The sequence below is a fragment of the Streptomyces sp. SudanB182_2057 genome (assembly GCF_964272715.1).
In the GTDB taxonomy this organism is placed as follows: Bacteria; Actinomycetota; Actinomycetes; order Streptomycetales; family Streptomycetaceae; genus Streptomyces; species Streptomyces rubradiris.
In genome coordinates this window covers 7,910,500-7,923,056 of record NZ_OZ186798.1, presented here as the reverse complement: position 1 = coordinate 7,923,056, position 12,557 = coordinate 7,910,500, and the positions used below count along the sequence as shown (strand labels likewise).

Genomic DNA, 12,557 nt, shown 5'->3' with positions numbered 1-12,557 from the left:
CCGTCAGCCGGCGGGCGGGGGCGCGAACAGCCGCAGCAGGGCGCACATCCGGGTGTCCAGCGCGGTCAGCGCCTGGACGGCGGGCCGGGCGGCCGGGCGTGGGTCCGGTGCGCTCCGCGGCACGGGGGCGGGGGGCTGGGGCCGGCGGCCGAGGGTACGGCGCACGGCCAGCGCGCGGGCCGCGACCTGGGTACGGCGATGGGTCACCGCCGGGTCGTCGGCGAGGACGGCCGGGGCCGCGGCGATGGCGGCGGCCAGCTCACCGACCGGCTCGGCGCACTCCCTGAGCGCCGTCCAGGCACGCAGCGCCTGGTCCCCGGGGCGCCCCCGGAGCACCGGCAGACCGGCAGCCAGGCGCAGCGGGGCCACGGCCAGGGCCAGTTGCTCGACGCGGTGGGCGAACCGGGCCTGGGCCCGCCGTACGGCACGGGTGTCGTGCCAGTCGGCCTCCAGCAGCTCCCCCAGACCCGCCAGCGCGGCGGCCGTGCGGGCCCGGGCCACGGCGGCCGTACGCAGGGGCAGCACCAGCCAGGCCGCGGCCAGGCCGGTCACCGCGCCGACGGCGATCCCGGCCAGCCGGGTCTGCAGCAGGTCGCCGGAGCTCTGGCCGAACCAGTCGTAGAGCAGCGACAGGACGGCGGTGACACAGGCCGCCCAGTAGGCGTAGCTCAGCTCGCGCAGCCAGGTGGCGACGGCGAGCACCGCGAAGATCACCACGACGGCGGTGTCCGAACGGGGCCCGAAGAAGCCCGCGACGGCACCGGCCGCCAGCGTGCCGGCCGCCGCGCCGGCCGTCCGCCACGCCCCCTTCACCAGTACGTCCCCACGGCTGCGCGCCCCGCTGCCCACCAGGTACGCGGTGAGGACCACCCAGGCCCAGTGGTCCGGCCAGACGTTCCGCCCGACCAGGAAGGCGGCCGTCAGCCCGGCCGCCATCTGGACGGCCATACGGGTGCTGGGCGCGAGCCCCCCGGCGGTGCGGGGCGCCTCCCGCACCACCCAGGCGGCGGGTGGCCGGGGCACGAAACCCGTGCGGTGGGCGGCCCAGGACAGCACCGCGCCCCACACCACCGTGAACAGCGCCGTCAGCGCCGTCCACCCGGCGGCCCGGTGGCCGTCGGCGGGTACGGCGCCGGCCGGGACCACCAGCACGGCCACGAGCGGCAGGACCACGAGCGTGCCCGCCCGGGTGGCGCGCGCGCCGAACCGGCGGACGGCGATCGCCCCGCTCATGCCGAGCACGAAGACCGCGTCCCCCGCGTCCGGGTGATCGCGGATCAGGGCGCCCAGCTCCGTTCCCCCGGCCGCGGCGCACGGCAGCACGAGGCAGGCCAGCAGCCGGTCGGTGCGGTCGAAGGCGCGCTGCACCCGGCCGAGGGCCGAGGCGATCACGACGGCCTGGACGATGCTGTCCACCCGCAGCCCGGCCACGCGCTCGATGAACAGTGACCAGCCGTACGCGCCGAGGACGGTCCCCGTGGTCACGGCCGCCGCCCGCAGGTGCGCCCCGTCCCCGTCCCACCGCAGCACCCGGCGCACAGCCCCGGGAAAAGTACGCATCGCTTAACATCACCGCCGACAAGACGTGTGTTTCGTGGGCTGTTTCAGGGATCAGGTGGTGATTTTTATTGAGTGGTACCTTAACAAAGTGAAGACGAAGCAACCAGATCATCCGGAGCACGGGAACCGCCAGGACCGGTCCACGGAGATCAGGCAGGGTGTCGTCCGGCTCGCGCGCCGGCTGAGCGCGGAGCGCCCCGAGGACGGGCTCAGCCTCAACAAGAGCAGCGTGCTCGCGCATCTGCGGCGGAACGGGCCCATGTCGGCCGGCGCGCTGGCGGCGGCCGACCATCAGCGGCCCCAGTCACTGACCCGCGTCTTCGCCGAACTGGAGAGCGACGGCCTGATCAGCCGCAGCCGGGACAGTCACGACGGGCGGCAGCGGGTGGTGCGGCTGACCGAGGCCGGGCGCCGGGCGCTCGCCCGGGACATGGCGGGGCGCGATGCCTGGCTCGCCGACGCCCTCACCGGTCTGACCGAGACCGAGCAGCAGGTGCTGCTGCTCGCCGCGCGCCTGATGACCCGTCTCGCCGACTCACCGGACGGCCACCCCGTCCGCCCGCCCCGAACCCGTTGACGGAGGCTTCCGTGCCCTGGTCCGACCACGCCATCTGGTGGCACGTCTACCCCCTCGGTTTCCTCGGCGCCGAGCGCGGCGCCCTGCCCCCGGGCACGCCCCCGCGCCACCGGCTGCCGGCCCTGGCCGGCTGGCTGGACCACCTGGTCCGACTGGGCTGCAACGGCCTCGCCCTCGGCCCGGTGTTCGCCTCCGAGACACACGGCTACGACACGGTCGACCACTTCCGGATCGACCCCCGTCTCGGCACCGAGGAGGACCTGACCGAGCTGGTCGCACACGCCGCCGACCGCGGGGTGCGGGTCCTGCTGGACGGCGTCTTCAACCACGTGGGCCGGTCCTTCGGCGCGTTCGCCGATGTACGGCGTGCCGGGGCCGCCTCGCCGTACGCCGACTGGTTCGTGCCCGAGGGCGACGACTTCGCCACCTTCGAGGGGCACCACCACCTGGTCGCCCTCAACCACGCCAGCCCCGCCGTGGCCGACCACGTGGTCTCCGTGCTGGAGTACTGGCTGGACCGGGGCGTGGCCGGCTGGCGGCTCGACGCCGCCTACGCCGTACCGCGGTCCTTCTGGCGGACCGTCACCGACCGGGTGCGCGCCCGGCATCCGCGGGCCTGGTTCAGCGGGGAGGTCATCCACGGCGACTACGCCGCCCACGTCACGGAGGGCGGCCTGGACACCGTCACGCAGTACGAGCTGTGGAAGGCGATCTGGAGTTCGCTCAACGACGCCAACCCGCACGAGCTGGCCTGGGCGCTCCAGCGGCACAACGCCCTGCTGGACACCTTCGCCCCGCAGACGTTCGTCGGCAATCACGACGTCACCCGGATCGCCAGCCGTCTACGGGAGCCCCGGCACCTGGGGCACGCCCTCGCGGTGCTCTTCACCGTCGGCGGGATCCCGTCGGTGTACGCCGGCGACGAGCGCGCGATGCGGGGCGTGAAGGAGGAACGCCTGGGCGGGGACGACGCCATCCGCCCCGCGTTCCCCGCCGACCCGGCCGGTCTCGGCACGGACGGGCTGGACGTGGAACGGCTCCACCAGACCCTGGTGGGGCTGCGGCGGCGTCACCCCTGGCTGGTACGGGCGCGCACCCAGGTCCACACCCTGGACCACGCCGTGCTCGCCTACACCCTCACCGGCCCCGGCGGCGCCCGCGTCGCCGTCGGGCTGAACTTCACTGCCGCGCCCGCCACGGCGGCGGTGCCCGCCGGGCGCTGGACGCGTGCGGCGGGAGCCGGTGACATCGACACCGGGTCCGGGACCCTTTCCCTTCCGGGATTCGGCTGGTGGGCGGCCACGGCCCCACCCGCACGGTGAAACGTTCCGAGGACGGCCAAGCAGCTATTTCGAAGACGCCTCGTCGCCTTTCCCGGCACTGGAATGCCGTGCCCGCTCTCGCCGCAGGCCTGCTGTTCGCCCTGGACCGGATCGACGTTCCGGGCCTGCTGGCCGTGCACCGGCCGCTCACCGCGCTGCTGCGCGCCGAGACCGCGCGGATCGGGCCCGGGCGGACGGTCGTCGCCGGGTTCTCCCAGGGCGCGACCGTCGCCCTGACCCTGGCCCTGCGGTACGGCGAACCGCTCGCGGGTACGGCCCTGTACGCGCCGTTCCTGCCGCCGGACCTGGCAGCACTGCTCCCGGAGGGCGGCCCGTCGCCCGCCAACAGCCGGATGCCGGTGTGGATCGGGCACGGGGCGCGCGACTGGATCGTGCCGGAGAGCAGCGGGGCCGGGCTGCGCGACCTGCTCGCCTCGTGGGGCCATCCGGTGACCTGGCAGCGCTACCCGGGAGGTCACGAGGCGTTCGCCGGGGTACGGGCCTCGCTGCCGGCGTTCCTCAGCGAGGTGCTGGCCACCCCGATTCCGCCTGTCCCCGGCCCCGAGCCCTCGGCCCGGGCGGGCTGAGGAGCCCGCCGCCGTGCCGCCTCCGCCGGCCCCGGTCCGCCCCTCGTGCTCCCGCCTGCTACAGCGCCGCTCTGGGCGGAGGTGCTGGACTGTGGCGATCACGCCAACAGGAGGGTGGAGCCGGTGTCGGAACGACGCGGAAAGCACGCGCTCGCGACAGTGCTGGGCGCGGTGTCGGCGATGGTGTTGGGGCTGGTGACGTTACCCGCGGGCCAGGCCGGTGCGGCGGCAGCGGCCTGCACGTGGCAGAAGAGGGTGTGGGAGCTGCCCGCCGGTGCGGACGTGGGCACGCTCGACGGTTACGACGGCGACCGCTGGGCCGTCGGCATCACCGGCAACCGGTCGTGGATGGGCGGAGGCATCACCGACCCACGGGGCACCCTGTGGGACGACGGGAAGGTCGCGCTGCGGGTCTCCGGTGAGATACCGCACCTCAACGACGTGAACGCGTCAGGACTGGTGGTCGGCGACACCATCGTCGGCAACGAGTTCGTCGCGATCACCGTCGACCACGACGGCACCACCCACCGACTGCCGGGCGACCCCGCGTGGGACAACTACTCCGCCGATCTGGTCAGCGACAACGGCGACATCGTCGGCACGGCCACCGTCGACCGGAAGTTCCGGGTAGTGGTGTGGCCGGCCGGGGCGCCGGGCACGTACCGGGTGCTGCCCACCCCGGACGTCGCTTACCTGCACCTCCAGGACGTCGACGACCAGGGCAGGATCATCGCCCAGAGCGACTCGAGCGTCGGCGGTCTGGTCTGGGACACCGACGGCCAGTGGCGCGAGCTCGCGTCGAACGGCACCCCGTGGGCCGTCCGGGACGGCCGTGTCGTCGGCGGCCTGAACGACACCAACGCCGCGGCCGAGTGGACCGCGCGCGGCGGGCTCGTCCGCACCATCGGCAGCGGCGCCATCAACGCCACGGCCGTCGGTGGCCACGGCACGGTCGGCGGCCACAGGTTCGTGAACTCCCAGCGGCAGCCGGTTCTCTGGCGCGACGGCGTGGTCAGCGACCCGCTGACCGGCGTCCCGTCCGGGTTCGCCCTGAACTGGCTCAGCGACGACGAACGGACACTGGTCGGTGTGGAATCCCGCCGACCGGTCGCATACGACTGCGGCTGACGACGGCTGTCCGCGGCACTGGTGGCCGGCCGGGCCGTCAGCGGTCCGGCCGGAAGAGGAAGGCGCCGTAGCCGAACTCCTCCTCGACCCAGTGCCGTCGGCAGCGCATACCGTGTGCGCCGACCGCGCGCACGAGGCCGTCCACCGTGAACTTGCGGATCACGTCGTGGAGGAGCAGCTCGCCCGCGTCGAAGTCCACCGCGAGCCCCAGCCCGGGCAACGTCACCCGCTGCCGCCGCAGGCTGCGCAGGCCGCCGCGCACCTCGCGCCGTGCCACGTCGTAGGTGAGTTCCGGCTCGAAGGCGTCGACGTCGAAGTCCGCGCCGTAGCGGCGGTTGAGGTGGCGGAGGGTGTTCAGGGCGAACATGCGGCGCACGGGGCGCGGTCCGGTGTATCCGGCCCCGTAGGCGCGCCGCACCACCTCCACGGGTTCGTTCAGGTCCACACAGATCAGCAGGTGGTCGTCCGGGGCGCAGCCGGTCCGCACGGCACGCAGGAACCGCGTCTGCTCGGGTTCGGACAGGTTGCCGAGGGTGTTGCCGAGCAGTGCCAGGAGGCGGCCGCCCGAGCCGTTGCCGTCGTCTCCGGCCGCGGCGCGGTGCGCGATCCGCTCCGCCCGGCCCAGCCAGGCCAGGGCCGCCAGGAAGTCGCCGTGCACGGCGGTGACCCGGACGCCCGGCCACCGCCGCCGGATGCGGCCGGCGGCTTCCCGCATCGGCTCGGGGCTGACGTCCACGCCCGTGTACGCCCGCAGCAGGCCGTGCCCGTCCATCGCCGCGAGCAGGATCTCGGACTTGCGGGCACTGCCCGCCCCGAGGTCCACCAGTTCGGCCGGGTCCGCCAGGCCGACCAGGTCGTCGCCGTGCTCGGTGAGCAGCCGCCGCTCGGCCCGCGGCGGGTAGTACTCGGGCAGCCCGGTGATCTCCTCGAAGAGCTGCGAACCGGTCTCGTCGTAGCCGAAGAGCGACGGGATCCTGCGGTGCCGGACCGGTGCTGGAGCGGCGAGCCCGGCCCGGAGTCCCTCCTCCGGCGAGCCGGACAGGCCGTCGGCCGCCCACGGCAGCGCGACCTCCGTGACCGGCGCCGCCACGCGTGACTCGGTCATCCCGTTCTCCTCTCCGGCGAGTCGTCGCCGAAGGGTGCCAGCACGACAAATGTCACTAGAACGTACATCACGGGACATATTAGCGTCCATGCGGGCGGTGATGGAGCGGGGCCATTCAGCGCACGTCACTTCCGTTCCGTCCATCACCCGCGCCACAGGGGGTAGGCGGCGGTGGTGACTACTCCCCCCGCACAGACGACCGACAGCGCCTCTCAGGACGGGGCCTCCCCGCTCAAGAAGGCGCTGACCACGCCCCTGCTGTACTTCTTCATCCTCGGCGACGTGCTGGGCGCCGGCGTCTACGTCCTGGTCGGCCAGATCGCCGCGGAGTCGGGCGGTGCCGTGTGGTTGCCCCTGCTCCTGGCCCTGCTGCTGTCGCTCCTGACCGCCGCCTCGTACGCGGAACTCGCCACGAAATACCCGCGGGCCGGCGGTGCCTCCCATTACGCCACCCTCGCGTACGGGCCGTTCGCCGGCTTCCTCGCCGGGTACTGCATGCTCGCCGCGGGCATCGTGTCCGTCGCCGCGCTGGCGCGGGGTTTCGCCGGCGACTACCTGACCGCCTTCGTCAGCCTGCCCGTGGTGCTGGTGGCCGCGGTCTTCCTGTGCTGTCTGGCTCTGCTGAACGCCCGCGGCATCAGCGAGTCCACCCGCGCCAACGTGGCGGCGACGGTCATCGAGGTCGGCGGCCTCCTCCTCGTCGTCGGCCTCGGGGCCTGGTTGTTCCTGCGTGGCGACGGGGACCCCGGCCGGCTCTTCCGGTTCGGCACCGCAGACACCGGGGCCGCGGCCGGCGTCCTGAGCGGAACGGTGCTCTCGTACTACTCCTTCGTCGGCTTCGAGACCTCCGTCAACGTCGCCGAGGAGACTCGCGACCCGCGTCGCTCGTACCCTCGCGCCCTCTTCGGCGCCCTGGTGACGGCGGGTGCCGTCTACGTCCTCGTCGGAGTCGTCGCCTCGGCCGCCGTCCCCACCGGAACGCTGGCCGGCTCCAGTGGTCCGCTGCTCGAAGTGGTGAGGGCGGCGGGCGGGGTGCCGCCGAAGCTGTTCAGCGCGATCGCGCTCGTCGCCGTCGCCAACGGCGCGCTGCTCACCGGCATCATGAGTTCCCGGCTGGCCTACGGCATGGCGCGGGACGGCCTCCTCCCCCGCTTCCTGACCCGTGTGCTGCCCCGGCGGCGCACTCCATGGGCGTCGATCGCGGCCACGACCGCCCTGTCGTTCCTGCTGGCTCTCACCGGAGACGTGGCGACCCTCGCCTCCACCCTCGTCCTGCTGCTCCTCGTGGTGTTCTTCCTCGTCAACACCGCCGTCCTGGTCCAGCGGCGCGACCGCGCGGAGCACCCCCACTTCCGGGCGTACACGGGCGTCCCCGTGCTGGGAGCGGTCTCGTGCGTGGTGCTGGCCACGCAGGTCGAGGCCAAGGTCTGGGCGCGCGGGCTGATCGTCATCGCGGTCGGCGTGGTCCTGGGGGTCGTCGCCGCCCTGCACCGCCGCCGCACTTCGTCCTGAGCGGCGAGCTTCGCAGGCGTGGCACCGCCTGCCCCGCTCCGTATCCGTAGGGGACAGGGCAGGCGGGACCGGTTCAGACGCCGGCGATCGACTGGATCCAGGAGCGGTACGCCGTCACGTTGGTGTACGCGGTGTTCGTCTGGCGATCGCTGGTCGAGGCGACACCGACCTGGACGCCGTTCGCCATCATCGGGCCGCCGGAGTCGCCGCCCGCGGTGATCCCGTTGCCCCGGTAGGCGCAGATCGCGGAGCCGCCGTAGGCGTCGGTGCAGCCGCTGGACACGGTGACGTTGGCGACCTTGAGGTAGCGGGACTGGCAGTTGATCTCCGAGCCGCACTGGGAGGTGGCGCCCCAGCCGTACACCTGGACGCTCTGGCCGACCCGCACCGTGCCGGGCTGTCCGAGGGTGGCGTAGGTCGTGGAGACGGAGCGGTCGAGACGGACGAGCGCCAGGTCCGCGCTGTGGGTGTAGGTCTGGACGCCGTTGGCGACCGTGCCGCCGCTGTACTGGTCCAGACTGCCCACGCGGAAGGACAGCGAGCCGCCGGACACGCAGTGCTTCGCGGTGAGCACCCAGGTCGGGGCGATGATCGTCGCCGAACAGGTCTCCTGGCCGTTCGAGTACAGCCGGGCGGCCCAGGGGCCGCTGCCGGCGTACCCGCCGCCGATGATGGGCTGGGAGCCCGTGGTGACGGGGGCGGTCGCCGGCGCGGCGGAGGCGGTGGGGGCGAACAGCGCGAGGGCGGAGACCGCTGCCGCGGCGAGAGCGGGCGCAAGCCTTGATATACGCAAGGTTCCTCGATCCGGAGGGCGCCTGAAGAAGCGCACTTGTGTGGGGTGGACGGCCTCGCGGGCCGTGTCCATGGAGATACGCCGCCACCAGACGGCGTTTACGGCATGGACATGACCTAGCTTCGGTAAGGAGCGGGGCCCCGGGTACTAGCACTTCGCCATAACCTCGCGTTATGCCCGGCGTACCGGCTGCTTCATGTCGCGAGCGGCCGGACTCGACGTCGGATTCCCGCAGGCACCGGCGGGCCCGTTCGCACAGCCTGGACGCATGACACCGTCGACTCATCAGCCGCTCGCCATCGCTCCCCACGTCCTCGACGCACTCCGCGCACGCGACGACGCCGGCGCGGTTCCCCCTGCCCCCGTGCAGGACATGGGCGGGGCGCCGTTGCGCTGCTGTCTGCGCCGCAGCCGTGCCGGTGAGCGGATCTCGCTGGTCTCGTACGCTCCGTTGCGCCGCTGGGCGGCGGAGGTGGGTGCCCGCCCGGGGGCCTATGACGAGGTGGGCCCGGTGTTCATCCACACCGGCCCGTGCCAGGGCCCGGACCCGGAGTGCGGGTATCCGTTCGCCGAGACCGGGGCCCAGCGGGTCTTCCGCCGCTACGACGGCGCGGGCCGGATCACCGGAGGCACGCTCGTACGGCTGCCGGTCGACCCCGCCCGAGCACAGACCGCCGTGGAACAGGCCCTGCACACGGCCTTCAGCGACCCCCAGGTCGCCCTCGTGCACGTACGGGCGGTGGAGTACGGCTGCTACCACTACGAGGTCCGCAGGCCCTGACCCGGGCACGGGTCCGCGGGTGACCCGTGCGGACCGTGATCACCGCCGGGCGGCACGGCACTTCCCCGCCGCCCCCTGCTCGGCCTCCCGTCAGCGGGGGGAGACGCACTCCCGCCGGCCCGCGCCGGACGCCGGCAGGAAGCAGAGGCGCAGGGCGTTCCTGGACGGGGCGCCGATCATCGACGTGAAACGGTAGACACCGGTGTCCGTCGCGTTCTCGATGACGGTCCGGCGCGAACGGGCGCCAGGGGCCGAGAGCTCGATCGCGTCCCCGACCCGCGCATGCCAGATCCGGCCCCACGCGGCGGCGCAGACCGTGCTGTACCGGATCTCCATCCGGGCGCCGGTGGCCGTGCGACGCTCCGGCCCGAGCGAGTCCGCCCGGCCGGGCAGTCCGCAGAACATGCGGTCGGGATCCTTGCCCTCACACGTCTCGCCCTGGCATCCGGGCGCGGGATCCAGTGCGGGCAGCGCCGCGCCCGCCTGCTGCCCGGTGCCCGGGTTCAGCACCGTCAGCGCCACGATCAGCACCCCTGTCATCGCCGCGACCACCACCGCCAGACCCGCGCCCACGACGAGCCAGGAGTCGCGCCGGGCCCTGCCGGAGGCGCCCGTGCCGGCGCCCGTGAAGACCGGGGGCGCCGCGGGTGCGGACGGTGCGGTGGGACGGGTGGACCGGGCCCGTCCGCTCCATTCGGCGTCCGCCAGCTCCCAGAGCGCGAGGAGCCGCGCGGAGGGCTCTCCCGCCATCGCGCACAGCGCCTCGACGGCCTGCCGGGGCACCGGCTTCTTCCCATTGAGGTAACGCTCCCAGGACGATCTGCTGTACGGGGTGCGCTCGGCCAGCCCCGTCAGGCTCAGACCGGTGCGTGCCTTGACGGCGCGGAGTCCTTCGGTCAGCGCCGCGCACTCGGGTGCGGGGACGGTCATCGGCGCGGCACCCGCCGGGTGTGCGGGCTCATAGGGCCATTCACCGACAGTCCGGCCGCCGGCGAATCGGGTAGTTCCCTCCAACGCGGCATGCTTCCCCCATACGCGCCACGGACCTTCCGAGGCTTTCGCCCCGGTACCGCTTCCGTTGATACACCTTGTGCCGTCCGCGAATCCCCGCCCGCGCGTGGCCGACCGCGCGATTCGGCCACGCTCCAGGCGGCCAGGCTTCCCACAGGTGCCGTACTCCTCCGGGCGTCCGAGCAGTTCAGCGCGCGGAACGTGGCACGGTGCCCGGAGAGGCCGACGTCACGGGCCCGGATCCGAATGGCCGACAATCCGTGCGACGCGCCCGGCCCGGTCCCACCCGACCGCCGCCGTCCGGCGCCCGGCGGGGACTCTCGCGTGACCCGGCCGGATGCCGCAGCGGAAGTCAGTGATCGGTCACGTCGTGCCGTGGCCCACGGCGGCGGTCCGTGCGCCCGGTTCGGTGGCGACCGCCCCGTCCCAGTCCTCGCCGGACGGCTTGCCCGGCGCCGCCGAGGACGGATTCACGGCCCACTCGATCAGGACTTCGGCCATCTCCCTGCCGCGGATCGCCGCGTTGTCGACCGAACGCATCGAGTTCGCGATGCAGGCGCCCTCATGGAGGATGAGGAGCTGGTCGGCGAGCCCGGCCGGGTCCGACGCTCCCGCTTCGGCGGCCAGTTGCTCCAGGTACGCGCGCAGCCACGCCTTCTGCTGGAAGGCCACCTCCTGCCCGGGGTGGTCCTCGGGGAGCTCCACGGAGGCGTTGATGAAGGCGCAGCCTCGCGGGTTGCGTTCCTGGAGCCAGTTGTGCAGGGCGTCGAACGTGGCGAGGAGCTTCTCCCTCGCGGGCGCCTCCCGCTCGTTGACGTGCTGGGTCAGGGTGGTCCGCCAGAGCCCGTCGCGCGCCCGGAGGTAGGCGACGATCAGCTCGTCCTTGGAGCCGAAGCGGTCGTACAGGGTCTTCTTGGTGACCCCGGCCTCTTCGGCGATGACCTCGACGCCGACGGCCCTGATCCCCTCCTCGTAGAAGAGGCGGGAGGCGGCATCGAGGATCTTGACAGCGGCGGGCGTCATGTTTCCGGCAGTGCGCCGCTTTCTGACCCCGCCCGGCAGTCCCGAGTCGTCCTTCATGACCTTGACTGTACACCCAACGGTATGTTTACCTCAGTAGGTAAACCGGTATGTATACATCGGCGGGAGGACGTGATGGGCCCCAAGTCACCCAGCGCTTCACGCAACGGTGCCATCGCGGCCCTCTTCGTCGTGATGTGGAGCTCCGGCTTCATCGGGGCAGGTCTCGGGACCGCCGTCTCCAGCGCTGTGACCATCCTGATGTGGCGGTTCATCGCCGTGGCCGCCATGCTGCTTTGCCTGCAGTTCCTCGTCAGACGCCGGCGCATGACACCGCGTGCCGTCGCCGTCCAGGCCTTGATCGGCCTGTTCTCCCAGAGCATCTACCTGTACAGCATGTTCGGCGCGATCGATCTGGGAGTCACGAGCGGCATCGTCTCGCTGATCGACGCGCTGCAGCCGATCTGCGCCAGCGTGCTGGCCGGCCTGGTCCTGGGCGAGCGGACCTCCACGCGGCAGCGGCTGGGTCTCGGCGTGGGCCTCGCCGGGGTCGCGGTGGTCATCGCCGGGGACGTGGGGCTGCACACGGAGGCTCCCGCGTGGGCCTACCTGGTCCCCTTCGCCGGCATGGTGGCGCTCACGGTGGCGACGCTGATCGAGCGCAAGGCCCGCCTGGAGACGCCGCTGATGGACTCGCTGGCCATTCAGTGCGGCACCAGCGCCCTCTTCTTCAGCGTGGTGGGCGTCGCCACGGGGCAGGCGGCGATGCCCACCGAGTCGCAGGCGTGGCTGGCGATCCTGTGGCTGATCGCGCTGTCCACGCTCGCCGGGTACGGCCTGTACTGGTACATCCTCAAGCGGCGGGGTGTGACCTACGTGAGCTCGCTGATCTATCTGACCGCGCCGGCCACCCTCGTCTGGGGCTTCTTCATGTTCGGCGACGCGATCAGCCTGCTCAGCGCCGTAGGCATCGCCGTCTGCGTGGCCGGGGTCGCCCTCGTGCACTCGCGCCATGGGTCCGGTGCCGCTCCCCTTCTCGAAGAGCCGCCGAGCCCGGCGGACGAGCCGGAGGCAGCCCGGTCGACCCTGGCCGCGGGCTCCGACAGCCGGCGCGGACCGTCTTCCTGACCCTGCCCGGGTCCACACGCGCTTCCCGTTGTG

General features: G+C 73.1%; 12 protein-coding genes. 7 read left to right on the top strand and 5 right to left on the bottom strand.

From position 1 onward, the window contains the following. Window positions 1–3: 3 nt before the first annotated feature. On the bottom strand, window positions 4–1,560 hold the full coding sequence (locus tag ACSURM_RS35240) for an FUSC family protein (protein ID WP_436960017.1): 1,557 nt from the start codon (window positions 1,558–1,560) through the stop codon (window positions 4–6). A gap of 88 nt (window positions 1,561–1,648) precedes the next feature. Between ACSURM_RS35240 and ACSURM_RS35235 the strand changes: the two genes are divergently transcribed. From ACSURM_RS35235 to ACSURM_RS35220, 4 genes are all read left to right on the top strand, one after another. Then, complete coding sequence (locus ACSURM_RS35235; RefSeq protein WP_436960016.1) at window positions 1,649–2,137, top strand: MarR family winged helix-turn-helix transcriptional regulator; 489 nt, start codon at window positions 1,649–1,651, stop codon at window positions 2,135–2,137. Window positions 2,138–2,148: 11 nt separating this feature from the next. Then, complete coding sequence (locus ACSURM_RS35230) at window positions 2,149–3,459, top strand: alpha-amylase family protein (RefSeq protein ID WP_436960015.1); 1,311 nt, start codon at window positions 2,149–2,151, stop codon at window positions 3,457–3,459. Window positions 3,460–3,527: 68 nt separating this feature from the next. Continuing rightward, window positions 3,528–4,046 carry an alpha/beta hydrolase gene (locus ACSURM_RS35225; RefSeq protein ID WP_436960014.1) on the top strand — a complete coding sequence of 173 codons (519 nt, stop codon included), beginning with the start codon at window positions 3,528–3,530 and terminating at the stop codon, window positions 4,044–4,046. A gap of 123 nt (window positions 4,047–4,169) precedes the next feature. Further along, window positions 4,170–5,174 (top strand): hypothetical protein, encoded by a 1,005-nt coding sequence (locus ACSURM_RS35220; protein ID WP_436960013.1) that lies wholly within the window; start codon window positions 4,170–4,172, stop codon window positions 5,172–5,174. Between the two features lie 37 nt (window positions 5,175–5,211). Here the strand turns inward: ACSURM_RS35220 and ACSURM_RS35215 are convergent, their stop codons facing one another. Beyond that, window positions 5,212–6,279, bottom strand: coding sequence for an L-histidine N(alpha)-methyltransferase (locus ACSURM_RS35215; protein ID WP_436960012.1), 1,068 nt, complete (start codon window positions 6,277–6,279; stop codon window positions 5,212–5,214). Window positions 6,280–6,453: 174 nt separating this feature from the next. Between ACSURM_RS35215 and ACSURM_RS35210 the strand changes: the two genes are divergently transcribed. Continuing rightward, window positions 6,454–7,791 carry an APC family permease gene (locus ACSURM_RS35210; RefSeq protein WP_436960011.1) on the top strand — a complete coding sequence of 446 codons (1,338 nt, stop codon included), beginning with the start codon at window positions 6,454–6,456 and terminating at the stop codon, window positions 7,789–7,791. Between the two features lie 73 nt (window positions 7,792–7,864). Here ACSURM_RS35210 and ACSURM_RS35205 read toward each other — a convergent pair whose 3' ends face one another. After that, complete coding sequence (locus ACSURM_RS35205; RefSeq protein ID WP_436960010.1) at window positions 7,865–8,584, bottom strand: S1 family peptidase; 720 nt, start codon at window positions 8,582–8,584, stop codon at window positions 7,865–7,867. Window positions 8,585–8,852: 268 nt separating this feature from the next. On the opposite strand from ACSURM_RS35205, the gene ACSURM_RS35200 reads away from it, so the two are divergent. After that, window positions 8,853–9,365, top strand: a complete 513-nt coding sequence (locus ACSURM_RS35200; protein ID WP_436960009.1) for a DUF1203 domain-containing protein — start codon at window positions 8,853–8,855, stop codon at window positions 9,363–9,365. Between the two features lie 90 nt (window positions 9,366–9,455). Here ACSURM_RS35200 and ACSURM_RS35195 read toward each other — a convergent pair whose 3' ends face one another. After that, entirely contained in the window at window positions 9,456–10,295 is an 840-nt protein-coding gene (locus ACSURM_RS35195; protein ID WP_436960008.1) for a helix-turn-helix domain-containing protein, read from the bottom strand. A gap of 444 nt (window positions 10,296–10,739) precedes the next feature. Next, complete coding sequence (locus ACSURM_RS35190) at window positions 10,740–11,456, bottom strand: TetR/AcrR family transcriptional regulator (protein WP_436960007.1); 717 nt, start codon at window positions 11,454–11,456, stop codon at window positions 10,740–10,742. Window positions 11,457–11,531: 75 nt separating this feature from the next. Between ACSURM_RS35190 and ACSURM_RS35185 the strand changes: the two genes are divergently transcribed. Further along, window positions 11,532–12,524 (top strand): DMT family transporter, encoded by a 993-nt coding sequence (locus tag ACSURM_RS35185; protein ID WP_436960006.1) that lies wholly within the window; start codon window positions 11,532–11,534, stop codon window positions 12,522–12,524. Window positions 12,525–12,557: the final 33 nt, after the last annotated feature.